Origin of the sequence: Paracraurococcus lichenis (genome assembly GCF_030657435.1) — a bacterium.
Lineage (GTDB): Bacteria > Pseudomonadota > Alphaproteobacteria > Acetobacterales > Acetobacteraceae > Paracraurococcus > Paracraurococcus lichenis.
Map to the genome: position 1 here is coordinate 67735 of NZ_JAUTWS010000002.1, position 23603 is coordinate 91337.

Here is a 23603-nt window from a genome sequence, read left to right on the forward strand (position 1 = left end):
CCTGCCCCGGACCGGCGCCTCAGGCGCGGCAGCCGAGCGGGGCGAGTTGCGCCAGCACGGCGCCCGCCAGCACCACGCCATGTTCCGAGACCGGCAGGCCGGCATGGCGCAGCGCCTCCGCGGTCCAGGTGTTGCAGGTATAGGCCAGGGAATAGCCGCGCGCGGCGTCGAGGAAGAGGCTGCCGCGCAGCGCCAGGCTGCCCGCATCCGCGGCGATGCTGGCCTCGAGGAAGGTCAGCAGTCGGGCGAGCCCGCCCTCCGGCAATGCGAGCGCGATGGCCCCGCCCGGCCAAGCCTCCGGCGGCAGGGTGGAGAGGCCCTTCGCTTCCACCACCCCGGCCCCCGGGAAGGGGCCGAGCAACACCTCGGCCGGCGCGTCCGCCTGCGCCAGCATGAAGCTGCGCTTGCCGAAGCCGAAGCCGAGCGCGGCGGCGCCGGGGAAGAGCGGGCGGAGGCGGGCGAGGGGGCCGGCGAGGTCCTCGGCGCGCAGCCAGATCTCCGTATGCCAGCCGGGGGCGGTGACCCAGAAACTGCCCTCCGCCCCTCCGCAGGCGGGCGGCCGGGGCACGGCGCAGCCGGCCAGCGTGCCGAGCGCGAGCAGGGTCATGGCCTTGCGACGGCCCGGGGCGGCGGCGATAGTCATGCGGAGAGGCGAGATCCTGCGCGGCGGGCCGGACCGGTTCGCATGCGTGCGGCGCGCCGGCAAGCGGGGGAACGGACATGGAGATGGAAATCTGCGGCAAGCGGGTGCTGGTCACCGGCGGCTCGAAGGGCATCGGCCTCGCCTGCGCCCAGGCCTTCGCGGCGGAGGGCTGCGACCTCATCCTTGCCTCGCGCGACCAGGGGGCGCTGGACAAGGCGGCGGGCGAGATCCGCCAGCGGCACCAGGTGAACATCGCCAGCTTCGCCGGCGACCTGGGCGATCCCGCGGTGCGCACCGCGCTGCATGCGGCGCACTCCGACATTGATGTACTGGTGAACAATGCCGGCGCCATCCCGGGCGGGACGCTGCACGACATCAGCCTGGAGCGCTGGCAGCAGGCCTGGGCGCTGAAGGTCTTCGGCTACATCCACCTGACGCAGCTCTACCTGCCGGCCATGGAGGCGCGGCGCGACGGCGTCATCGTCAACATCATCGGCATGGCGGGCCGCGGGCCGCGGGCCGACTATATCTGCGGCGCGGCGGGCAATGCCTCCCTCATCGCCTTCACCGCGGCGCTCGGCGGTAAGGCGCCGGACAGCAATGTGCGGGTGGTCGGCATCGCGCCGGGGGCGACGATGACGGAGCGGATCATCACCTTGAGCAAGAGCCGCGCGAAGACGAAGTGGGGCGACGAGAGCCGCTGGGAGGAGATGCTGTCCGGCCTGCCGCTCGGCCGCGCGGGGAAGCCGGAGGAGATCGCCGACCTCGCCGTCTTCTGCGCCAGCCCGCGCGGCGGCTATCTCAGCGGCACCACGATCGAGGTGGATGCCGGCGCGCAGTTCCGGGGCTGAGCCTCGGCCGGCCAGCGCTCGAGAGGAGGATGCCGTGGAGTTCCGGCTGACCGAGGAGCAGCGCGCGCTGATCGCGCCGGTGCGGGAGATGGCGCAGACCAGCTTCCGCCAGCGCGCCCTGCGCTGGATGGACGGCACCTTCCCTTGGGAGAACATCCGCGACCTCGCCTCGCTGGGCGTGTTGGGGATGACGGTGCCAGAGGACTATGGCGGGCTGGGCCTGCCGGTCTTCGAGACGGCCCTCGTGCTCGAGGAACTGGCGAAGGTCTGCTACCCCACAGCCATGGCCGTGCTGGGCGAGGCCGGGGTGCAGACCCGCGTCATCGCCCGCTATGCGCCGGAGAGCATCCGCAGCCGCATCCTGCCGCAGGTGGTCAGCGGCGACTGCATCCTCTCGATCTGCATGACCGAGCCGCATGCCGGCACCGATGTCGCGAACTACCGCACCAATGCCGTGCTGCGCGGCGACCGCGTGGTGGTGAACGGCGCCAAGACGCTGATCAGCCGTGCCGAGGAGGCCGGCATGTTCGTCGTCTTCACCCGCATCGACGGCAGGCCGGGGCGCGAGGGCATCGGCTGCGTGCTGATCGAGCGCGGCACGCCGGGGCTCGCCGTCACCGGCACCTTCCACACCATGGGCGGGGAGAACCTGCACGAGGTGCGCTTCGAGGATGTCGAGCTGCCGCTCGAGAACCTCGTCATCCGCGAGGATGGCTTTAAGAAATTGCTGAGCGCCTTCAACACCCAGCGCTGTCTGAACCCGGCGATCTCGCTGGGCCTCGCCGAGGGCGCCTTCGACGAGGCGCTGCGCTATGTCCGGGACCGGCCCGTCTTCGGCAAGCCGATCGCCGATTTCCAGGGCGTGCGGTGGAAGCTGGCCGATATGTACAGGGATATCGAGGCGGCGCGCGGCCTGCTCTGGCGCGCCTGCATGACGGCCGATCCCTTCCCGGACCCCTTCCTGGCAGCGACGGCGAAAATCTTCTGCAACGAGATGGCGATCCGCGTGACCAGCGAGGCCGTCCAGCTCCATGGCGGCTTCGGCTTCACCGACGAATACCCCGTCTCGCGCCTCTATCGCGGCGCGCGCTACGGCAGCCTCGGCGGCGGCGCGACGGAGACGCTGCGCGACCTGATCGGGCGGAAGCTGGTGGGCGAGGATCCCGGCCCGGACGGGATCATGGGCCTCGGCTATTTCTGAGGCGCCGCCTCCAGGCTCTCGACCAGCATCTGCAGCAGCGTCTCGCCGAAGACGCGCATGTTGCCGATGCGGTCGGGGCTGGCGGTCTCGATCGTGCGGCGACGGCCGACCGGCCCGGCGACGGCGAAGACGCCATGCCCCGCCGCATGGCCGTAGCTGTTGCCGGTCGGCCCCGCCGCGCCCGCCTCGCCGAGCGCCCAGGTGGTGCCGAGCCGTTGCCGCGCGGCATCCGCCAGCAGCGCGGCCATCTCCTCCGAGGCCGGCGCCGCGGCGCGCAATGCGCTGGTCGGGATGCCAAGCAGCGTCTCCCGCGCCGCGCGGGTATAGACCACGCTGCCGCCCTTGAAATAGGCCGAGGCGCCGGGCACCGCGAGCAGCGCGGCGGATACCAGCCCGCCGGTCGAGCTTTCCGCCACCGCGATGGTCTCCCCGCGCGCCTTCAGCAGCGCGCCGGCGCGGGCGGCGATGGGCAGCAGCGTCTCCATGGGCGGTCCTCCTTGCCGCGAAGGCTAGGGCGCGCCGGGCCGTCCCGGCAAGCGCCGCCCGGTTGACGCGGCGCGGCAGGCTGCCAGACTCGCGGCCAGGAAGGGACGTCCATGCTGAGCATCGAACCCACCGGCGCGGTCCTGGGCGCCACGGTCCATGGCCTGGACCTGCGGCAGACGCTGTCCGACGCGGAATTCGCCGGGCTGCTGCGGGCGCTCGGGGAGCACGGCGTGCTGCGCATTCCGGGCCAGGCGATCGGGGCGCGGCACCTCCGCGACTTCTCCGTGCGCTTCGGCCCCATCCAGGGCTCCGTCACCGGCCGCTTCCATGACGGGGAGGTGCCGGAGGTCGGCATCCTCTCCAACATCATCAGGGATGGCGAGCCGATCGGCATCGCCGATGCCGGGCAGGACTGGCACACCGACATGTCCTATACGGCGGCGAAGGGCTTCGTGAACGTCCTCTACGCCGTGCAGGTGCCACAACGGGACGGCCGGCCGCTCGGCGACACGCTCTTCGCCAACATGCACGCCGCCTATGCGGAGCTTCCGGCGGAGGTGAAGCGGCGCCTCGCCGGCATGACGGTGCGGCACGACTTCAACGTCTTCTGGGAGCGCATGCGGACCCGCCCCGGCAGCATGCGCGCGCCGCTGACGCCGGAGCAGCGCGCCAAGCGCCCGCCGGCCGTCCACCCCATCTTCATGACCCACCCGATCACCGGCCGCACGGTGCTCTACTGCAATCCGGGCTATGCCGAGCGGATCGTGGAATTGCCCGACGCGGAAAGCCGGGAGATGCTGGATTATCTCTTCGCCCACCAGCTCCAGCCCCGATACCAATGGGCGCATCGCTGGACGGTCGGGGACGTGCTCCTCTGGGATCATATCGGCACGCTGCACAATGCCATCCCCGACTACCGACCGGAGGAGCACCGGCTGATGCTGCGCTGCCAGGTCATGGCCGACCGCATCTTCGATGCGGGGTTCCAGCGGCAATGGCTGCGGGCGGCCTGAGCCCATGCGCATCGCCAGCTACACCACCGCGGCCGGCCCTTCCTTCGGCCTCGTCACCGGCGACGGCATCGTCGATCTCGGTCGCCGCACGCCCCATGCCGACATCTCCGCCGCGCTTGCCGCGGGCGCGCTGGCGGAGCTTGCGCGGCATGCCTCGGCGGCGCCCGACCACGCGCTCTCGGAGGTGGCGCTGCTGCCGGCGGTGCCCTCGCCGCTGCGGAAGGTGCTCTGCGTCGGGCTGAACTACCGCGCCCATGTGGCGGAGGCGGCCGGGCGGGAGGTGCCGGAGCATCCCCGCATCTTCGCGCGCCTCGCCGACTCCATCATCGCCCATGGCGCGCCGCTGGTCCGGCCGCGCAACTCCGCCCAGTTCGACTACGAGGGGGAGCTGGCCGTCGTCATCGGCAGGCCGGGCCGGCATATCCCGGCGGCGCGGGCGTTGGAGCACGTCGCGGCCTATACCATCTTCAACGACGGCAGCCTGCGGGACTACCAGAAGCACTCGGTGACGGCGGGCAAGAACTTCCCGGACACGGGTCCGCTCGGCCCCTGGCTGGTCACCGCCGACGAGATCCCGGACCCGGCCGCGCTCACGCTCGAGACGCGGGTGAATGGCGAGCGCCGGCAGCGGGCGAGCACCGGCGACATGATCCTCTCCGTGCCGCAGCTCATCGAATACATCTCGGCCTGGACGCCGCTCTCGCCCGGCGACGTCATCGCCACCGGCACGCCGGAGGGCGTCGCTCATGCCCGCAGGCCGCCGCCCTGGCTGACGCCGGGCGACGTGGTGGAGGTGGAGATCGGCGGCATCGGCGTGCTGCGCAACCCGGTGGTGGCGGAGGAGGACCCGGCATGATCGGCCGTCGCCTGTTGCTCGGCGCGGCCCTGGCCGCGCCCGCCATCGCCCGGGCGCAGGGCGGCTGGCCGAACCGCCCGGTGCGCATCGTCGTCCCCTTCCCGCCGGGCGGCTCGAACGACGTCGTCGCCCGGCCCCTGGCGGAACGTCTGCAGGCGAAGCTCGGCCAGCCCTTCGTCATCGAGAACCGGGGCGGCGCGGGCGGCGCGATCGGAGCGGCGCAGGTCGCCCAGGCGCCGGCGGATGGCTACACGCTGATGGTCACCTCCTCCTCCTTCGCCACCTCGGCGGTGATCCAGAAGACGCCCTGGGATGCGGAGGGCAGCTTCGATGCCATCGCCATCCTCGCCCGCGCGCCCTTCTTCCTGATGCTCAACCCGGATTTCCCGGCGCGCGACCTCGCCACGCTGGTCCGCATGGCGAAGGAGCAGCCGGGCTCCATCGACTACGGCAGTTCGGGCGCGGGCGGGATCAACCACTTCATCTCGGAATACTTCGCCCAGGCCGCCGGCATCCGGATGAACCACGTGCCCTATCGCGGCACGGCGCCCGCGGTCACCGACCTCGTCGCGGGCAATATCCAGCTCATGCTCACGACGGTCGCCAGCGCCAATGCCGCGATCCGCGAGGGTCGCGTGCGGGTGATCGCCGCGACGGCGCCGGGCGGCGGCCTGCCGCCGGAGGTGCCGCCGGTCCGCACCGTGAAGGAGCAGGGCATCGACTACGAGGTCGCGATCTGGTGGGGCCTGCTCGCGCCGAAGGGCGTACCCCTCGAGATCCGCCGCGCCATCCATGCCGCCGTCAACGAGGCGCTGGGCGACCCGGCCCTGAGGCGGGTCTATGACGCCGAAGGGGCGGTGCCCTCACCGGGCGGTCCCGAGGAATTCGCCGCCGTGCTCCGCGCCGACCTCGCCCGCTGGCGCCGGGTCGCCCAGGCCGCCAATATCCAGCCAGAATGACCGACCGACCGACCCCGCATCGCCGCGACTTCGACCCCGCCGCCACCGGCGCCCTGCAGGGGCTGCGCGTGGTGGACCTCTCCCGCCTCGTCGCGGGCAACCTGCTGACCAAGGTGCTGGCCGATCACGGCGCCGAGGTGGTGAAGGTGGAGCCGCCCGAGGGCGACACGCTGCGCGCCTGGCGCATCCAGGGCATCTCCACCACCTGGAAGACGCTCAGCCGCAACAAGCTCTCGGTCTGCCTGGACCTGCGCAACCCCGAGGCGATCGTGGTGGTGAAGCGCCTGGTCGAGGAGGCCGCGATCTTCGTCGAGAGCTTCCGCCCCGGCATCCTGGAGGTGATGGGCCTCTCGCCGGAGGCGCTGCTGGCGATCAATCCGCGGCTTGTCGTCGTCCGCGTCAGCGGCTGGGGCCAGGACGGGCCCTACCGCCACAAGCCCGGCTTCGGCACGCTGGTCGAGGGCTATTCCGGCTTCGCCGCGGTCAACGGCTTCGCCGACCGGGAGCCGGTGCTGCCGCCCATGTACATGGCGGATGGCTATGCCGGGCTCTACGGCGCGGCGACGGCGATGATCGCGCTGCGGCATGCCGAGGCGACGGGGCAGGGGCAGGTGATCGACCTGACGCTCTTCGACCCCATCCACGTCATGATGGAGCCGCAGCACGCCAACTGGCAGCTCAACCGCAAGCTCAAGCCGCGCACCGGCAGCCGCAGCACCAATGCGGTGCCGCGCAATGCCTATCGCACGCGGGATGGCGGCTGGGTCTGCCTCTCCGCCTCGACGCAGGGCATGACGGAGAAGCTGTTGCGCAGCATCGGGCGGGAGGAACTGATCGCCGATCCCCGCTTCCGCACCAATGCCGACCGGGTGCGGCATGGCGAGGAGCTGGACGCCATCATCGCCGACCATATCCGCGGCCTGACGCTGGCCGAGTGCCTGGCGAAGTTCGATGCCGCGGGGGTGACCATCGGCCCGATCATGGATGCCGAGATGCTCGAGCACAACCGCTACGTCGTGGAGCGCGAGGCGGTGATCGAGGTGCCGGACGCCGAGATGCCCTCCGGCTGGCTGCCGATGCATGGGATGGTGCCGCGCCTCTCGGCGACGCCCGGCATCCTGGCGCGGCCCGCGCCGCGGCTCGGCGAGCACAATGACCGGATCCTCTCGCCCGCGCTGGGCGAGGCGGAAGTCGCCCGCCTGCGGGCGGCGGGCGTGGTGCGCGACCCCGCCTGAGCGGGGCCGCGGCGCGGAGCGGATCGCCGGAGGGCCGCATGGCCCGGAGGCGTGGATCCGCTCCGCCAGCCTGAACTCAGCCCTGCTTCAGCTTGTCCAGATCCTCCGGCTTCGCCCCTGCGAAGTTGTTCTGCAGCAGGTAGCGCGGGCTGGTAGCGATCCAGCGGTCGAGGTCGATCTCCTCGAAGACCGGGTTGTCCCAGGTCTGCACCATCTCCAGCGGCTCGTCGCCGATGTTGCGCATGGCATGGCCGAAGCCCTGGGTGATGTAGACGACGTCGCCCGGATTGACCTCGGCCACCTTGCCGCGGCCGCCGGAGCCGAAGACCGCCACCTGGCCCTTGCCGCGGAGGTAGTAGTGCCACTCATTGGCATTGGGGTTCCAGTGCAGCTTGCGCATCTCGCCGGGCTTGATGACCATCAGGCCGCCCGACATGCTCTTCTGCGCCGGGAATTCCTCGTTGGTCGCCAGCCAGAACTGGCCGCCCTCGAACTCCCGGACGGCGCGGCGGTCCTGCAGCAGGCGGAAGCGGTGCGTCGATTCCTTCGGCCAGGGCGCGTCCATCGCCTGCGAGATTGGGACGACCGGCCCCTGCGAGATATAGGCCTCGCCCTTCGGGAAGGCGTCGAAGATGTCCTTCGGCACCCCGAACTCCTTCGCCAGCAGGTCCTTTGGCGTGACGTCCACCCAGTCGGTGATGCCGAAGGTCCCGTGCTCCGAGAAGGCGCCGTTGTCGAAGCTCAGGATGAAGTGGCAGGGCTCGTCGCCGATCGTCTGGATCGAATGCCCGTGCCCCTTCTGGAAGTACCAGAGGTCGCCCGGATTGTAGTTGTTGATCTCCGACGCGCCCGAGGGCTCGAGCACCACGGTCTGGCAGCGGCCTGAGATGACGAAGGCCCATTCGGCCGCGATGGCGTGCCAGTGCAGCTCACGCGAAGCGCCGGGGTTCAGATACATGTGGACGCCGGCGATCCCCTTGCTGACGGGGAATTGGTGGACCGTCGCCTCCTTCGCCCAGCCGCCAGAGGTGATCTTCGGCACATTGCCGTCGAGCGAGAAGCGGAAGTCGGGGAATTCCGCTATGTCCTTCTGGTTGTGCGTCGCGACCGGCGGGCCGGGCGGCAGCCGGTCCACCTTGCGGCCGAAGCCGCCCTGGCCGGCCTGGCCATGGTCGCTCTTCGCCGCGGCCTCCTGCGCCGCATCGGCGATCTTCTCGAAGGAGACGAGACCGCTGGCCCCGACGGCGGCGGCGCCCAGCAGCGAACGCCTGTTGGATGGAAACATGGTTCTCCCTTTCCGGAAGTGCCGGCATGGGAGCGGCCCCCCGGCTTGGGCATCCCGCGACCTGGATCGGCCGGCTCTGGCCGGCTAACGGGGGCGGCGGTCGGCCGGTTGCCCTTCGATCCGCCCCACACCTGCGCAACGGCCGCTCTGCGCGGCGTTGGAACCTCGAGGATCAGCCGACGTTCCCCGGACGGAACGCAGGAGAGGAAGCCATGCGCCTGGACGGCGAGCGCGAGAGCGAGAACATCGAGGACCGCCGCGGCAGCGGCGGCGGCTTCGGCGGTGGCGGCGGCTTCCCGATCGGCGTCGCCGGCGGCGGCCTCGGCACGGTGGCGATCATCCTGCTCGCGCTCTTCTTCGGCGTCGATCCGCGGGTGATCCTTTCGGGCGGCGGCGATGCACCGGCGCCGCAGCAGAGCCAGGTGACGGAGAGCCGCCCCGCGCCAAACGGGCAGGCGAACGGGCAGGAGGACGGCCAGCGCCGCTTCGTCGCCCAGGTGCTGGCGACCACCGAGGATGCCTGGACCGATATCTTCCGCAATGCCAACCGCCGCTACGATCCGCCGAACCTCGTGCTGTTCAGCGGCGGCACGCAGAGCGCCTGCGGCTTCGCCCAGACCGCCGTCGGCCCCTTCTATTGCCCGAACGACCGCAAGGTGTACCTCGACACCGCGTTCTTCGCCGACATGGAGCGCAAGCTGGGCGCACCCGGCGAGTTCGCGCGCGCCTATGTCATCGCGCATGAGGTCGGGCACCACGTGCAGAACCTGCTCGGCATCCTCGATCGCGTGGATCGCGAGAGGCGCGGCATGGATCGCGCTGAGTCGAACGCGCTGCAGGTCAGGATCGAGCTGCAGGCCGACTGCTTCGCCGGCATCTGGGCGGCCCGCACCGAGCAGATGAAGCGCTTCCTCGAACCCGGCGACATCGAGTCCGGCATCGGCGCCGCCGCTGCCGTCGGCGACGACCGGCTGCAGCGCCGCGCGCAGGGCTATGTGGTGCCGGAGAGCTTCACCCATGGCAGCTCCGCGCAGCGCACGCGCTGGTTCCGCACCGGGCTTGAGAGCGGCGATATCCGCCGTTGCGACACCTTCGGGGCAGACCGTTTGTGACGGAACGCGCCTGATGATTCCCCGTTAGTGGCGGGCAAGCAGGCGGCAAGCCTGCGAACCCATCACACGGGAGACAATCATGCGCACGACGCTCCTTCGCCTGGCCTTGCTGGGTGCGGTGGCGGCCGTCCCGGCCTATGCCCAGACCTCTCCTGCGACGCCCGACCGCACCGCCCCGGGCGCCGCGACCCCGGGCAGCACCACGCGTCCCGGCACCACGGTGGCGCCCGCACCCGATACCCGCAGCGGCGCCACGACCCCGAGCCGCGACACGGACAGCAGCAATGCCGCGGTGCGCACGGATGACGGCACCCGCACCGCCAACGCGCCGGCGCCCGGCGCCAACAGCTTCACCGAGGGCCAGGCGAAGAGCCGCATCGAGGCGGCCGGCTTCACCAACGTGTCCGACCTGCAGAAGGACGACCAGGGCGTCTGGCGCGGCAAGGCGCAGCGCAGCGGCCAGCAGGTCAGCGTCGCGCTGGACTACCAGGGCAACGTCGTCCCGAACGCCGGCCGCTGAACCAACAGGATCGGAGAACCCCCATGGCGACCCGTACCATCGCCCGCCTCTTCGACAGCTACGCGGATGCTTCCGCGGCCGTGCGCGACCTCGAGGCCGCCGGCATCGCGCGTGACGACATCAGCCTGATCGCCAGCCGCGGCGACGCCGGTACCGGCACCACCGCGACCGGTGCCGACACGACGACGGAGGCCGACAGCGGCACCGGCGCCGGCACGGGCGCGACCATCGGCACCCTCGTCGGCGGCGGCGCCGGCCTGCTCGCCGGCCTCGGCGCCCTCGCCATCCCGGGCCTCGGCCCGATCGTCGCCGCCGGCTGGCTGGTGGCGACGCTGACCGGCGCCGGCGTCGGCGCGGCCGCGGGCGGCCTGCTCGGCGGACTCACCGGCGCCGGCCTCTCCGAGGAGGAGAGCCATGTCTATGCCGAGGGCGTGCGCCGCGGCGGCAACCTGGTGACCGTGCGCGCCGACGACACCCGCGCGACCGAGATCGAGTCCATCATGGCCCGCCACAACGCGGCGAATGCCGAGACGCGCGGCGCCGATTACCGCGCTGCCGGCTGGTCCCGCTATGACGAGGCGGCGGATCCGGCGACCGGCCTCGGCACCGCGGCGGGCGTCGGCACCACCACCGCCGCCGCACAGATGGGCACGCGCACCGGCGCCATCCCGCGCACCGATGCTTCCACCATGACCAGCCCGCCGGACGGCACGCCGGGCAACCCGCCGGGCACGAAGCTGTCCCGCGGCATCGACGAGGTGGCCGGGACCAATATCAGCGGCGCGCATCCGGAGAACGAGACGCGCCGTGCGACTGGTGCCAGCCTCGGTGCCGGTGCGCGCAGCACGACCGATGTCGCCAGCAACCCGCCGGGCACCATGGCCTCCCGCGGCGCCGACGACATCGCCGGCACCAACATCAGCGGCGCGCGGCCGGAGAACGAGGGGCGCAGCACCTTCGGCACCTCGGCGCCGGACGGCACCCCCGGCAATCCGCCCGGCACCAAGCTGTCCCGCGCTGCGGATGACGCGCTGGGCACGAACGTGAGCGGCGCGCGGCCGGAGAACGAGGTGAAGAACAACCCGCGCCGGTAGGGGCAGGGCGAGGGGCGCTGCCCCTCGCGCTCCCCGCCAGGGGTCCGTTCGGCGTATACGCCGAACCCCCTGGACCCGGCCTGAGTCTAGCGGGCGCGCGCCAGGAGGCGACGCGCCCGTTCCACGACGGGTTCGTCGATCATCTCGCCCTCGAAGGCGACTGCGCCGACGCCCTTCGCCAGGGCATCCTCGAAGGCCGCGACCATGCGCTTCGCGCGCGCGACCTCCTCCGGCCGGGCGCCGTATTCCTCGTTCACGATCGGCACCTGCAGCGGGTGCACGCAGCTTGCGCAGGCAAAGCCCAGCGCCCGGGAGCGCCGGAGCATCGCCCGATAGGCCTCCATGTCGGAGATGCCGGCCACCGTGCCGATGAAGCCGAGCGGCAGCACGCCCGCCGCACGCGCCGCGACCACCGCCAGCATCTTCGGGACATAGAGCGCGTCCGGCGTCGGTTCCATGCCGAGATCGGTCGCCAGGTCCTCCCCACCCGCACCGAGCGCGACCAGCCGCTCATCGGCCCGCGCGATCGCCTCCATCTGCGGTAGGGCCTGTGCCGTCTCGACCAGGCCGATGAAGCGCGTGCGGCCGCCTGGCGCGCCATGCGCGGCTTCGGACTCCGCCGTCAGCTCCGCCAGCAGCCGGACGTGATCGGGGCCCAGCAGCTTGGTAAGCACCAGCACGTCCGCCCCGGCCGCGACCGCCGCGTCGATGTCCTGCGCCGCCATGCGCAGCGGCCGGTTGATCCGCACGCAGACCTCGGCGCCGCCCTGCCGCACCATCGGCACCGCCTTCGCCAGCGCGGCGCGGGCGGCCGGCTTTTCGGAGAGCGCGACGGCGTCCTCCAGGTCCAGGATGATCGCATCGGCGCCGCGGGTATGCGCCTTGGCGACGAAGCTGTCGCGGGTCGCCGGGACGTAGAGCAGAGACCGCCAGGTCGGGAGGGTGCGCATGCCGGCGACGCTAGAGCAGATCGCCGCGACGTGGAAAGGCTGGGGGGGCTTGGCTCTGCCCTGCACGTCGAAGGCGTGGCGCATCCCCGCGCTGCCCGGGCCGCCCGGGAATGCCCCGGCGCGGCCGGCGACGGTTGCGAAGCGGGTCGGCAGGGTGTGCGCGACCCGCGGCGGGCGGCCTAATCCAGCGTGACCTTCGCCGCCTTCACCACCGGGCCCCAGCGCTCGACATCGGCGCGCACGAAGCGCTCGGTCTCGGCCGCGTCCATCCAGATCGGCTCGCTGCCCATGTCGGTCAGGCGCTGGCGGATCGCCGGCGTCTCCAGGATCTCCCGCAGCGCCGGCGCCAGGGCCTGGGTCACGGCGGGCGGCGTCCCGCGCGGGGCGAAGAGGCCGGTCCAGGAGCGCACGGCGAAATCCGGCACGCCCTGCTCCTGGATCGTCGGGATCTCCGGCCGGCTGCGGACCCGCTCCGCCGAGCCGACGGCGATGATCCGCACCTGGCCCGCCGCGGCCGGGCCGGAGATGGTCGGCAGGTTCAGGAAGACCATCGGCACGGTATCGGAGATGAGGTCGGCGATCGCCTGCCCGCCGCCGCGATAGGGCACATGCGTCAGGTCGAGCCCGGTGCGGAGCTTCAGCAGCTCCCCCGCGAGGTGGTTGGAGGAGCCGACGCCCGAGGAGCCGAAGCTGGCGCCGCCGCGCATGCGGCGCACCTTCTCGATCAGTTCCGGCACGGTCCGCACGCCGAAGGCATTGGAGACGGCGAGCACGTTCGGCACATCCACCAGCATGCAAATGGGCTGCAGCGCCTGCTGCACGTCGTAGCCCAGGTCCTGCGCGATCAGCGGATGGAAGACGTGGTTGGAGGCGGAGGAGACCAGCAGGGTATAGCCGTCCGGTCTGGCGCGGGCCGCCATGCCCATGCCGAGGCTGCCGCCCCCGCCCGGCCGGTTCTCCACCACGAAGGGCTGGCCGAAGCGGGCCTCGAGCGCCGGAGTGAGGAGGCGGGCGGCGACGTCGTTGGACCCGCCCGGCGCCCAGGGCACGATCAGCGTGACGGGGCGCCCTGGCCAGGCTTCCTGTGCCGCCGTGCCGCGGGCCAGCAGCAGGGCAGGGGCGGCGAGCGCGGCGCGGCGGCCGAGGCTTGGCATGACGGGTCCTTCCTCCACGACGACGGGCCGCTGGCTATACGGCGGGGACGGGTCGGGCGGAAAGGGCGGGGCGGCGGTGCTGACGGATGCCGGGCTGCGTCCGGCGCCGGGAGCGCCACCGGCCGGGCTTCCTGGCCTTGCCCGCGGCGGCCTCGCCGCGGCGTGGAGCATGCGATGCGCAGAGCCGCGTCACGCCCCCGGACGCTTCCGCTCTGCCGCGATCTGCGCTAGCCGCGGAACAGGCTGAGCAAAGCCTGCGGGGCCTGGTTGGCGATGCCGAGCGCCTGGGTGCCGAGCTGCTGGCGGATTTGCAGGGCCTGCAGCCTCGCACTCTCCTTGGCCATGTCGGCATCGATCAGCGCGCCCAGGCCGCTTTCCTGCGCATCCAGGATCGCCTTGTTGTAGGTGATCTGGCTGTCGATGTAGTTCGAGTAGCTGCCGAAATTATTGAGCTGGGTGAGGACGTTGGTGATGGCCGTGCCGACCGCGCCCGTGGCGGTCAGCGCCGCCGAGGCCGAGACCTGGTCCCAGGTATTGGCGCTGGAGACGGCGTTGTAGACCTGCGCCAGCGCCGAGTAGCTGCTGAAGCTGTAATAGGTGCCGGTGCCGCTGGTGATCACCTTCACCGCGGTGGCCGCCGTGTCGTCGAGGATGTTGAGCCCGTTGTAGCTCGCGTCCCCGATGAAGGCCTTGACGTTGTTGGTCAGCTGCTTCGCCTGCGCTTGGTACTGGGTGCGCTGCTCGGAGGTGATGGTGCCGTCGGCGAGCTTGACCACGATCTCCTTCAGCTTGTTGAGCGTGGTCGAGACGTTCTGCAGCGCGGTGTTGGTGACGTCGAGCAGGCCCTTGACGCCACCAAGCTGCTGGTTGGCGGAGTTCGTCGCCGCCATGTCGCCGCGGATGCGCTCGGCCACCGCATAGGCCGCGCCGTCGTCGCGGGCATCCGCCACGCGGTAGCCGGTCGAGATCCGCTTCTGGGTCGCCGAGAGCTCGTCGGTCGTCCGGTTGAGCGACTGCAGCGCCACCATGGCGCCGGCATTGGTGTTCACGGAGTTCAGCGGCACGGGATTTTCCTCGCGATCGGCGGCCGCCTGACGGCCACATGGCTCGATCATGGCCGCGGAGTGCTGAAGGAGCGGTAAAGGCGAGGAGCGCAACATGGAGCGACGGTCCACTCCTGCTGGGCGCTACAAACACATCGAAGTGATACTCTGGGTTGTGTGCTGGGCGACGCACGGCTCCTCTGCTTCGTCGTAATGGATGGCCGGGAGCAGATCCCGCAAGCGCCGGGAGCGGGTTGAGGGTAAAGTGGGCAACATCGGAAAAGGCGCAACATTCATAGGCTGGCGACGGGATGAGGGGATGCCGCCCGCTTCGGCGAGCGCACGCCCTGGCGGGCGGGCACCCTTGCGGCCGGGGAGACTCCGGGGCTTAAGGAACCGGACACTCAGGCAGCGGAGAGAGCCCCTTCGACCTAGCGGGTGCATGGCCTGGTTCGGTTCCGGAGGTACCTGGTGCTCACGCTCAAAACGGCGGATGGCGGCATGACGACTGGCCCTGCAGTTTCCGGGAATTTCACGGCGGAGCGCTTCGCGCTGCCCGGCCCCGTGCTGGTGACGCCGCGGCGCTTCGGCGACCACCGCGGCTTCTTCCTCGAGACCTGGAGCGCGCGGGACTTCGCCGCGCTCGGGATCCCGGATGTCTTCGTGCAGGACAACCACTCGCTCTCGGCCCGCGCCGGCACGATCCGCGGCATGCATTTCCAGCGCCCGCCGCATGCGCAGGCCAAGCTGGTCCGCGCGCTGCGCGGCGCCATCCTCGACATCGCGGTCGATATCCGCCGCTCCTCGCCGACCTATGGCCAGCATGTGGCGGCCGAGCTCACGGCCGAGAATGCCCGGCAGCTCTACGTCCCCGTGGGCTTCGCGCACGGCTTCTGCACGCTGACGCCCGATACCGAGGTGGCCTACAAGGTCACCGACCTCTATGCGCCGGACTGCGATGCCGGCATCGCGTGGGACGACCCGGATCTCGGCCTGCCCTGGCCCTTCGCGGCCGCCGAGGTGCAGCTTTCCGACAAGGACCGGCGCGCCCCCCGCCTGCGCGACATCGCGCCGGCTTTCGACTGACGCGGTCCGATGGCCGGAGCGGTCCGACGCATGCGCCGGCTGCCGCGGAGGCCTGAATCGGCCCGCCCAACCTTCAAGGAGCCCAGAGACATGCGCATCCTGGTCACCGGCGGCGCCGGCTTCATCGGCTCGGCCGTCACCCGGCTCCTCGTGCTCGAGCGCGGCGCGAGCGTGCTGGTCGTCGACAAGCTCACCTATGCCGGCGACCGGCGGAACCTCAGGGACTGCGAGGGCCGGCCGGGCTTCTCCTTCCTGCAGGCCGATATCTGCGACCGCGCCCGCATGGCCGCCGCCATGGCCGAGTTCCGGCCGGATGCGGTGATGCACCTCGCCGCCGAGAGCCATGTGGACCGCTCCATCACCGGTGCGGCCGACTTCATCCGCACCAATATCGACGGCACCTTCTCGATGCTGGAGGCGGCGCGCGGCTACCATGCCGGGCTGGACGCCGAGGCGAAGGCCCGCTTCCGCTTCCACCACATCTCGACCGACGAGGTCTTCGGCTCGCTCGGGCCCACCGGCGCCTTCTCCGAGACCACGGCCTATGACCCGCGCTCGCCTTACTCGGCGAGCAAGGCGGCCTCCGACCACCTGGTCCGCGCCTGGCACGAGACCTACGGGCTGCCGGTGCTGGTCACCAATTGCTCGAACAATTACGGCCCCTACCACTTCCCCGAGAAGCTGATCCCGCTGGTGATCCTCAATGCGCTCGAGGGCAAGCCGCTGCCGGTCTACGGCGACGGCAGCAACATCCGCGACTGGCTCCATGTGGAGGACCATGCCCGGGCGCTGGTGACGGTGGTGGAGCGCGGCCGCATCGGCGAGACCTACTGCATCGGCGGCCGTGCGGAGCGGCGGAACCTGCAGGTGGTCGAGACCATCTGCGACCTGCTCGACGCGCGCCGGCCGATGGGCACGCCGCGCCGCGGGCTCATCCGCTTCGTCACCGACCGCCCCGGCCACGATGCGCGCTACGCCATCGACTGCACGAAGATGGAGAGTGAGCTCGGCTGGCGGCAGCAGCAGAGCTTCGAGAGCGGCATCGCCCAGACCATCGACTGGTACCTCGCCAACGAGTGGTGGTGGCGGCCGCTGCGCGAGCAGAAGTACAGCGGCGAACGGCTGGGCCTGATCACCCAGAAGGCAAGCTGATGCGCGTCCTCGTCATCGGCCGCACCGGCCAGATCGCGACCGAACTGTTGCCGCGCCTCGCGGCCGCGGGCCATGCGGCCGAGGCGCTGGAGCCGCCGGGCTTCGACATGACCGATGCGGCGCAAGTCGCGGATGCCTTCGCCCGCACCCGGCCGGAGGCGGTGGTGAACTGCGCCGCCTATACGGCGGTGGACCGGGCCGAGGACGAGCGCGCGCTGGCCTTCGCGGTGAACGCCACCGGCCCGCGGCTGCTGGGCGAGGCGGCGGCGCGCGCCGGCGTGCCCGTGCTGCACTACTCCACCGACTACGTCTTCGACGGCACCAAGGACGCACCCTATTCCGAGGCCGATGCGCCCGACCCCGTCGGCGCCTATGGCGCCTCCAAGCTCGCGGGCGAGCTGCTGCTGCACCTCGCGCAGCCGCGGAGCGTGACGCTGCGCACCGCCTGGGTCTGCTCGCCCTTCGGCAACAACTTCGTCAAGACCATGCTGCGCCTGGGGCAGGACCGGCCGGAGCTGCGCGTCGTCGCCGACCAGCAGGGCGCGCCGACCTTCGCCGCCGACCTCGCCGAGGCCGCCGTCACCCTGCTGCCGCGCCTCGCCGCCGCGCCGGCGGGCGATCCGGTCTTCGGCGTCGCCCACCTGACGGGTGCGCCCTACACCACCTGGCACGGCTTCGCCGAGGCGATCTTCGCGGGCGCCGCGCGGCGCGGCCAGCCCGCTCCGAAGGTGACCGCCATCACCACCGCCGACTACCCGACCAAGGCGCGCCGCCCGGCCAATTCCCGGCTCGACTGCACGCGCGCGGCGACGGTGCTCGGCATTCCCCCCAAGGACTGGCGCGCGGGCCTGGACGCCTGCCTCGACGCGCTGATGACGAAGGACCAGGCAGCATGAAGGGCATCGTCCTCGCCGGCGGCAGCGGCACAAGGCTCTATCCGGCGACGCTCGCCGTCTCCAAGCAGCTCCTGCCGGTCTACGACAAGCCGATGGTCTACTACCCGCTCTCGGTCCTCATGCTGGCCGGGATCCGGGAGATCATGATCATCTCCACCCCGCACGACCTGCCGCTCTTCCAACGCCTGCTCGGCGATGGGAGCCAGTGGGGCGTCCGGCTGGAATACATGGTGCAGGAGGCGCCGAACGGCATCGCCATGGCGCTGGTGCTGGCCGAGGAATTCCTGGCCGGCGGCCCCTCCGCCCTGGTGCTCGGCGACAACATCTTCCACGGCGACGAGCTCGAGACGCGCATGGCTGCCGCCAAGGCCGAGCACGGCGCCTCGGTCTTCGCCTATCGCGTCGCCGACCCCGAGCGCTACGGCGTCGCCGAATTCGATGCCGAGGGCCGGGCGCTCTCGATCGAGGAGAAGCCCAAGCACCCGAAGTCGGACTGGGCGGTGACCGGGCTCTATTTCTACGACGGCCGCGCGCCGCAGATCGCGCGCGCGCTCAAGCCCTCGACCCGCGGCGAGCTCGAGATCACCGACCTGAACAAGGTCTACCTCGCCGAGGGCACGCTGCGCGTCGCCCGCCTCGGCCGCGGCTATGCCTGGCTCGACACCGGCACCCATGACAGCATGCTGGAGGCCGCCGAGTTCGTTCGCGCCATCGAGAAGCGCACGGGCCAGAAGGTCGCCTCGCCCGAGGAAGTGGCCTGGCGCATGGGCTTCATCACCGACGCGCAACTGATCGAGGTCGCCCGGCCGCTCCACAACAGCGGCTATGGCCGGTATCTCGAGAGCCTGTTGACGCACCGCTAGGCCCGACACCCCGATGCCGGACGGCGCGACCCCGCCCGAGTCCGGCCTGGTCCAGGCGACCTGCGCCCTCCTCGGCCGCGCGCCGGGGGAGGCGGAGGCGCGCCTGCGCCCGGCCGCGCTCCTTGCCACCCTCGCCGGCTCGGCCGAGTTTGGCCTCCAGCTCGGCCGCCTCGCGGCCGGCCTGCCGACGCGCCATGTCACGCTGCCGCCGCCGGCGCTCGCCGCGGCCTGGGACTGGGCGCTGTCGCGCGGCTGGCTGAGCGAGGCGGCGGCAGCGCTGCCGCCCTCGCCGGGCGCGCTCCTCGCCGGGCTGCTGCACCTGCCGCCCGTCGCCGCCCGCATCGCCCGCCTGCCGGAGGCGCAACAGGCGGCGCTGCGCGCGGCCGCGGCCGCGCCGGCGCGCAGCGCCGGCCACCTGCTCACCCGCATGGCCGGGTCGGAGGACCATGCCATGCTCGCCGGCCTGCTCTTCGGCCCCGGCGCCATGGCGCCGGCCGGGCAGGCCGCGCAGCCCGTGCCGCTGCTGCTCCTGCTGCAGCATGTGCTGACCGGCGAGCGGTTCCGCGACGCCATCCTGCGCCCGCTGACCGAAGGCGGCCCGGTGCCCGGCGAGGGCCTGCCCGGCCCCGATCTCCGTTCCTGCGCCGCCTGGCTGGCGGAGCGGCTCGGCGCCGCGTCCTGCCCGGGCGAGCCGCCCTATCACGGCGCGCTGCTCGCCGCGCTGCTGCGCCTGCCCGCCGCCGCCGAGATGCTGGCGAGCGGCTGGCCCGAGCAGCGCGCCGCCCTCGCGGCGGCGCTGCCCGACCTTGCCTCTGGCCTGCACCAGCTCCGCCAGTCCGTGCTGCCCGATGACGCGGCGCATGCCTCGCTGCTCGTCCTCGGCCGGCCGCTGCGCGGCGAGGCCGCACCGCCCGCGGGGACGCGCTGGTCCCTGCTCTCCGGCCTGCTCGGCGGGCCGGCCTTCCGGCAGGCGGTCCTTGCCGAGCTCGTGGACGGCCATAGCCCGCCGCATGCCGGCCTCCCGGCCGAGGAGCGCCGCATGGCGGCGGCCTGGCTGCGCCTGCGCCTCGGCCTGCATCCGGCGGAGCCCGAGGCGACTCCGCCGGGCGGCCCCGCCCTGCTGCGCCGGCTGCTCTCCCTGCCGGTCCTGGCCGCCGAGGCCGCGGCGCGCCACGGCATGCTCTGGACCGACGCCGCGGAAGCGCTGGCGCTCTGGGACGATGCCGCCGCCGAGGGTCTCACCGGCGGCATCGACTACGTCACCGGCGACCGGATCGCCGGCTGGGCGCGGCACGGCTCGGGCGGGCCGGTCGAGGTGGAGGTGCTCTGCGACGGCCGCAGCCTCGGCACCGCACTGGCCGATCGGCCGCGCAGCCAGGGCGAGGCCGGCGCCCGCGGCTTCCGCCTGCTCTGGGACGGCCGCCACCTGCTGGAGGAGGGCGGGGCGCATCGCTTCCAGCTCCGCGAGCCCGGCACCGGCCGCCCGCTCGGCGCCGGTTTCGCGCTGGAGCCGATCCTCGCCGAGGCGCGGCCGGCGCTGCAGGCCATGGCCGTCCAGCTCGCCGAGACCCGCGCCACCCTCGAGCGGCTCGAGGGCATGCTGCCGCAGCTCGAGAGCTTCGCCGCCTGGCCGCCGGAGCACTATACGCAGTTCCGCCGACGCCACGACGTCCCGCCGCCGCCCGCCGCATCCGGCGAGGCGCCGGTGATCGACATCCTGGTGGACGGCAGCGCCGGGACGGTGCGCGGGCTGCGCCGCACGCTGGACAGCCTCGCGGCGCAGACCCATGCGCGCTGGACCGCGGCGCTGCTGGTCCCGCCGGCCGCTGAGGCCCTCGCCGCCCAGGCCGCGGCGCGCGACCCGCGGATCCGCGCCTGGCCGCTGGAGGATGCGGCGCAGCTGGCCGAGCGGCGCGCCATGACCGGGGGCGCGGGCGACCTCGTCCTGCTGTTGCCGGCCGGGACGCTGCTCGACCCCGCCGCGCTCGCCTGGTTCGCCCATGCCGCCGGCCGGGCGCCGGGCGCCGTGGCCTTCCTCTGCGACGAGGACGCGGCCCTCGAGCCCTTCCGCGGCCCGCCCTCGCAGGCCGCGCCGGTGCTGCGTGGGGCGCTCGACGAATGGTCGCTCGCCTTCGCCGATCCCGGCGGGGCGGTGGTCTGCGCCCGCCGCGCCGCGCTCGCCCCGGCCTTCGACGCCATCGCGGCGGAGGCGCCGCGCTGGGTGCTCTGGGCGGCGCTGCGGCGGCAGGGGCCGGTCGGGCACATCCCGCGCCGCCTCGCCTCCATGCTGCGGGCCGAGCAGGCGCCGCCCGCCGCGCCGGCCCGGCCGCCCGCCGCGCTGCGCGGCCTGCTGCGGCATCCCTGGCTGCTGGACGATCCCGCCGGCTGGGACGCGCCGCCCGCCCGCATCACCGTCATCGTCCCGACGCGCGACGGCGGCCCGCTGGTGCGGGAGGCGCTGGGCTCGCTCGCGGCCCGCGCCGCCGACCCCTCGCTGCTCGATGCCGTCGTCATCGACAACGGCAGCACCGCGGCGGAGACGCTCGACATCCTCGCCGCCGGCGCGCGGGCCGGCCGCTTCCGCGTGCTGCGGCTCGACCAGCCCTTCAACTGGTCACGCCTCAACAACCTCGCGGCGCGGGAGGCCCAAGGGGAAGGTGGGGGGGCGGGCGGGGGCGAGCTGCTGCTCTTCCTCAATGACGACACGCGCATGCTGACGGAGGGCTGGGACCGCATCCTGCGCCGGCTGCTGGCCGAGCCCGAGGTCGGCGCGGTCGGCGCCCGGCTGCTCTACGAGGACCGCACCATCCAGCATGCCGGGGTGCTCTGCGGCCTGGAGCGGCTGGTGGGGCATGAGGGCGTCGGCGCCGCGGCGGAGGAGCCGGGGCCGCTCGGCCGCTGGCAGACCCTGCGGCAGGCCGGCGCGGTGACCGGCGCCTTCCTCGGCTGCCGACGCGAGGTCTTCGCGGCCGCGGGCGGCTTCGACGAGCAGGCGCTGCCGGTCAGCTTCAACGACGTGGATTTCTGCCTCAAGCTCCGCGCCGCCGGCCTCGCGGTGCTCTACGAACCACGGATCGCGCTCATCCACTACGAATCCAAGAGCCGCGGGCATGACGATGCCGACCCGGTGAAGCAGGAACGCGCCGAGGCCGAGCAGAGCCGGCTAATGGAGCGCTGGGGCGAGGCGCTGCTGCTCGACCCCGGCTGGAACCCGCATTGGAGCCGCTGGACGAAGCCCTTCGCCGCGCTGCGCGAGCCGAGCCCGGCGGAGATTGCCCGGCACCTGGCGGCGAGCTGCGCCGCCGCCCCCTGGTCGCTGGCCTGATCAAGCCGCGGCCGCGGCCGGCGGCGTGGCGACCACGCAGCCCGGCGGCAGGTGGATCGCGCAGCGCAGCCCCTCCGGCCCCCAGTCGCGGGTGAGCCGGCCGCCGAGCTGGTCGCGCACCGTCGCCTCCAGGATGCGCATGCCGAACCCATCCTGCGGCGGCGCGGGCGGCGGTGCTGGCTGCCGTTCCTGCCAGAGCAGCTCGAGCCCGCCCGCCGGATCCAGCCACCAGGTAACGGAGAGCATGCCGCCCGCCTGGGCGAGGGCCCCGTGCCGCGCCGCATTGCTCGCCAGCTCGTGCAGCACCATGGCCATGGGCTGGGTGGCGATGGCGGCGAGCATGACCGCGGGCCCGCTGAGCAGCGGCTGCGCCGCGCCGTCCCGCGGCCGGTGCCGGTGCAACTCGGCCGCGGCCAGGTGCCGGAGCGAGGTGCCCTGCCAGCGCGACTGCGCCAGCAGCGTATGGGCGCGGGCGAGGGCGGCGATCCGCGCCTCGACCCGCGGCAGGAAATCCACCGGATCCTCCGTGCGGGTGAGGCGGAGCAGGGCCTGCACCACCGCCAGCGTGTTCTTGGCGCGGTGATCCACCTCCCGCAGCAGGCGCTGCTGCTGCTCCTCCGCCTCCCGCCGCTCGGTGATGTCGCCGACGACGCCGTGCCAGACGATCCCGCGCGGCCCGCGCGCGGCCTGGGCGCGCAGTTCGATCCAGCGCAGCGGCTGGCCGGCCGAGGCACGCAGGCGCAGCGTGCACTGGCAGGGTTCCCGGTCCCAGCGGGCGCGGGCGAAGGCGGCGTCAAGCGTGGGGTGATCCTCCGGCTCCAGCCGCTGACGAATGGCGCCGCGGGGCACGGCATGGCTCGGGTGCCACCGCAGGATGGCGGCGGCGCGGTCGTCCCAGGTGACCTCGTCCGTCGCCTCCTCCCAGGACCAGGAGCCGAGTTCGGCCGCGCCGAGCGCGAGTCGCAGGCGCGTCGCGCTCTCGGCGAAGCTGGCGTTGCGTTGCTCCTCCCGCACGTCCTCGGCCGCGGCGGCGTCGCGTGCCCGCCGCTCCCACCGATGCGCCAGGCCCGCGAGGAGCAGCATGCCGCCGACGGCGCTGCCGAGAGACAGCAGGCCGTTGCCGCCCGGCGTCGCCATGTCGCGCATGGCGATCACCATGGCCGGCCAGCCCGGGACCGGCGACCGTGCGCAGAGAAGGGGCTGGTTCGCCGGGATCGCCTCCTCCGCGCTGCGCGCCAGGACGCGGCCGTCCGACGCGAGGAGGGCGAGGCGAATGCCGGGCGGCGGGGAGGGGCCCAGCAGCGCGGCGGCGAGCGCGGCCGGAGTCGGCGCCGCGCGCCAGGGTGCGTCCCGCAGCGCGGCGGCCGTGGCGGGGGAGGCCTCGGGGTCCGACAGCGAGGCCTGCGGCGACGCAGGGACGAGGGATGCGATCCGGTCGGCGGCCGCGGCCGCTTCGTGCTGCAGTCCCGCCGCCCTGCCGGCATGGTCCGGCAGCAGCCGGCCGAGCAGGACCAGCGCCAGCGGCAGCAGCAAGGCGCCGACGAGAAGGAGACGCGACAGGCGCACGGTTGTCCGCGCCGCGGCAGGCCGCGGTCTGGGCGCGGACTCCGCCACCGTCGGGAGCCGAAGACTGATGCCGGTGAAGCCCAACCCCCGGGGCCCCTGTTCGTTGAGGGCGAGCACCACGCCCGCGCCGTTGCTTGCACCATGACGTTCTGGTTGAAAATCTGCAGCTAGAAATCTCGTGAACAATGGAAGTTGTCGGCAGCATCCCCGCGCCCTTGCCCGCGAGGTGAGCCGGGCAGGCGTTTCCGCCCGGCTCGCATCTGCCTTATCCTGACGCGCCTTCCCCGGGCACCAGCGCTGCCCGCCATCTGCG

General features: G+C 72.9%; 21 protein-coding genes. 14 read left to right on the forward strand and 7 right to left on the reverse strand.

Annotated elements, in window-relative coordinates:
* Positions 1 to 19: 19 nt before the first annotated feature.
* Complete coding sequence (locus tag Q7A36_RS02245; RefSeq protein WP_305102019.1) at positions 20 to 643, reverse strand: DUF2459 domain-containing protein; 624 nt, start codon at positions 641 to 643, stop codon at positions 20 to 22.
* 77 nt (positions 644 to 720) lie between these two features.
* Here Q7A36_RS02245 and Q7A36_RS02250 point away from each other — a divergent pair, with 77 nt between their 5' ends.
* Together Q7A36_RS02250 and Q7A36_RS02255 are read left to right on the forward strand one after the other, a co-directional pair.
* The gene (locus tag Q7A36_RS02250; RefSeq protein WP_305102020.1) at positions 721 to 1494 is read left to right on the forward strand and encodes an SDR family oxidoreductase; all 774 of its coding nucleotides are present in this window, start codon (positions 721 to 723) and stop codon (positions 1492 to 1494) included.
* A 34-nt stretch (positions 1495 to 1528) separates the two neighbouring features.
* Positions 1529 to 2695: an acyl-CoA dehydrogenase family protein gene (locus Q7A36_RS02255; protein WP_305102021.1), complete on the forward strand. Its 1167-nt coding sequence runs from the start codon at positions 1529 to 1531 to the stop codon at positions 2693 to 2695.
* Here the strand turns inward: Q7A36_RS02255 and Q7A36_RS02260 are convergent.
* Positions 2686 to 3180 carry a CinA family protein gene (locus Q7A36_RS02260; RefSeq protein WP_305102022.1) on the reverse strand — a complete coding sequence of 165 codons (495 nt, stop codon included), beginning with the start codon at positions 3178 to 3180 and terminating at the stop codon, positions 2686 to 2688. The two genes, Q7A36_RS02255 and Q7A36_RS02260, sit on opposite strands and share 10 nt — an antisense overlap.
* Positions 3181 to 3291: 111 nt before the next feature.
* On the opposite strand from Q7A36_RS02260, the gene Q7A36_RS02265 reads away from it, so the two are divergent.
* The 4 genes from Q7A36_RS02265 to Q7A36_RS02280 are packed head-to-tail and all read left to right on the forward strand — an operon-like array spanning position 3292 to position 7244.
* Positions 3292 to 4194, forward strand: a complete 903-nt coding sequence (locus Q7A36_RS02265) for a TauD/TfdA dioxygenase family protein (protein WP_305102023.1) — start codon at positions 3292 to 3294, stop codon at positions 4192 to 4194.
* A gap of 4 nt (positions 4195 to 4198) precedes the next feature.
* On the forward strand, positions 4199 to 5050 hold the full coding sequence (locus Q7A36_RS02270) for a fumarylacetoacetate hydrolase family protein (protein WP_305102024.1): 852 nt from the start codon (positions 4199 to 4201) through the stop codon (positions 5048 to 5050).
* Positions 5047 to 6009, forward strand: a complete 963-nt coding sequence (locus Q7A36_RS02275; protein ID WP_305102025.1) for a tripartite tricarboxylate transporter substrate-binding protein — start codon at positions 5047 to 5049, stop codon at positions 6007 to 6009. Before Q7A36_RS02270 ends, Q7A36_RS02275 begins: the two co-directional genes overlap by 4 nt.
* The gene (locus Q7A36_RS02280; RefSeq protein WP_305102026.1) at positions 6006 to 7244 is read left to right on the forward strand and encodes a CaiB/BaiF CoA transferase family protein; all 1239 of its coding nucleotides are present in this window, start codon (positions 6006 to 6008) and stop codon (positions 7242 to 7244) included. Before Q7A36_RS02275 ends, Q7A36_RS02280 begins: the two co-directional genes overlap by 4 nt.
* 76 nt (positions 7245 to 7320) lie before the next feature.
* Here the strand turns inward: Q7A36_RS02280 and Q7A36_RS02285 are convergent, their stop codons facing one another.
* Positions 7321 to 8529 carry a cupin domain-containing protein gene (locus Q7A36_RS02285; RefSeq protein ID WP_305102027.1) on the reverse strand — a complete coding sequence of 403 codons (1209 nt, stop codon included), beginning with the start codon at positions 8527 to 8529 and terminating at the stop codon, positions 7321 to 7323.
* A gap of 212 nt (positions 8530 to 8741) precedes the next feature.
* Here Q7A36_RS02285 and ypfJ point away from each other — a divergent pair, with 212 nt between their 5' ends.
* The 3 genes from ypfJ to Q7A36_RS02300 all read left to right on the forward strand — a co-directional run bounded on the left by ypfJ (position 8742) and on the right by Q7A36_RS02300 (position 11255).
* On the forward strand, positions 8742 to 9641 hold the full coding sequence (gene ypfJ, locus Q7A36_RS02290) for a KPN_02809 family neutral zinc metallopeptidase (protein WP_305102028.1): 900 nt from the start codon (positions 8742 to 8744) through the stop codon (positions 9639 to 9641).
* Between the two features lie 79 nt (positions 9642 to 9720).
* On the forward strand, positions 9721 to 10161 hold the full coding sequence (locus Q7A36_RS02295) for a hypothetical protein (protein ID WP_305102029.1): 441 nt from the start codon (positions 9721 to 9723) through the stop codon (positions 10159 to 10161).
* Positions 10162 to 10184: 23 nt separating this feature from the next.
* Entirely contained in the window at positions 10185 to 11255 is a 1071-nt protein-coding gene (locus Q7A36_RS02300) for a hypothetical protein (RefSeq protein ID WP_305102030.1), read from the forward strand.
* A gap of 86 nt (positions 11256 to 11341) precedes the next feature.
* Here the strand turns inward: Q7A36_RS02300 and Q7A36_RS02305 are convergent, their stop codons facing one another.
* From Q7A36_RS02305 to Q7A36_RS02315, 3 genes are all read right to left on the reverse strand, one after another.
* Positions 11342 to 12289, reverse strand: coding sequence for an HpcH/HpaI aldolase/citrate lyase family protein (locus Q7A36_RS02305; protein ID WP_305102031.1), 948 nt, complete (start codon positions 12287 to 12289; stop codon positions 11342 to 11344).
* Between the two features lie 95 nt (positions 12290 to 12384).
* A complete protein-coding gene (locus Q7A36_RS02310) occupies positions 12385 to 13359 on the reverse strand; it encodes a Bug family tripartite tricarboxylate transporter substrate binding protein (protein WP_305102032.1) in 975 nt (324 codons plus the stop codon).
* 227 nt (positions 13360 to 13586) lie between these two features.
* A complete protein-coding gene (locus Q7A36_RS02315; RefSeq protein ID WP_305102033.1) occupies positions 13587 to 14423 on the reverse strand; it encodes a flagellin in 837 nt (278 codons plus the stop codon).
* A 480-nt stretch (positions 14424 to 14903) separates the two neighbouring features.
* Between Q7A36_RS02315 and rfbC the strand changes: the two genes are divergently transcribed.
* From rfbC to Q7A36_RS02340, 5 genes are all read left to right on the forward strand, one after another.
* Positions 14904 to 15488 (forward strand): dTDP-4-dehydrorhamnose 3,5-epimerase, encoded by a 585-nt coding sequence (gene rfbC, locus Q7A36_RS02320; protein ID WP_305102279.1) that lies wholly within the window; start codon positions 14904 to 14906, stop codon positions 15486 to 15488.
* Positions 15489 to 15578: 90 nt separating this feature from the next.
* On the forward strand, positions 15579 to 16640 hold the full coding sequence (rfbB, locus tag Q7A36_RS02325) for a dTDP-glucose 4,6-dehydratase (protein WP_305102034.1): 1062 nt from the start codon (positions 15579 to 15581) through the stop codon (positions 16638 to 16640).
* The gene (rfbD, locus tag Q7A36_RS02330) at positions 16640 to 17536 is read left to right on the forward strand and encodes a dTDP-4-dehydrorhamnose reductase (RefSeq protein ID WP_305102035.1); all 897 of its coding nucleotides are present in this window, start codon (positions 16640 to 16642) and stop codon (positions 17534 to 17536) included. The genes rfbB and rfbD overlap by 1 nt, the downstream gene beginning before the upstream one ends.
* Positions 17533 to 18399: a glucose-1-phosphate thymidylyltransferase RfbA gene (rfbA, locus tag Q7A36_RS02335; protein ID WP_305102036.1), complete on the forward strand. Its 867-nt coding sequence runs from the start codon at positions 17533 to 17535 to the stop codon at positions 18397 to 18399. Before rfbD ends, rfbA begins: the two co-directional genes overlap by 4 nt.
* Before the next feature lie 13 nt (positions 18400 to 18412).
* Positions 18413 to 21724 carry a glycosyltransferase gene (locus tag Q7A36_RS02340; protein ID WP_305102037.1) on the forward strand — a complete coding sequence of 1104 codons (3312 nt, stop codon included), beginning with the start codon at positions 18413 to 18415 and terminating at the stop codon, positions 21722 to 21724.
* Here Q7A36_RS02340 and Q7A36_RS02345 read toward each other — a convergent pair whose 3' ends face one another.
* Positions 21725 to 23290 (reverse strand): HWE histidine kinase domain-containing protein, encoded by a 1566-nt coding sequence (locus Q7A36_RS02345; RefSeq protein ID WP_305102038.1) that lies wholly within the window; start codon positions 23288 to 23290, stop codon positions 21725 to 21727.
* Between the last annotated feature and the right edge of the window lie 313 nt (positions 23291 to 23603).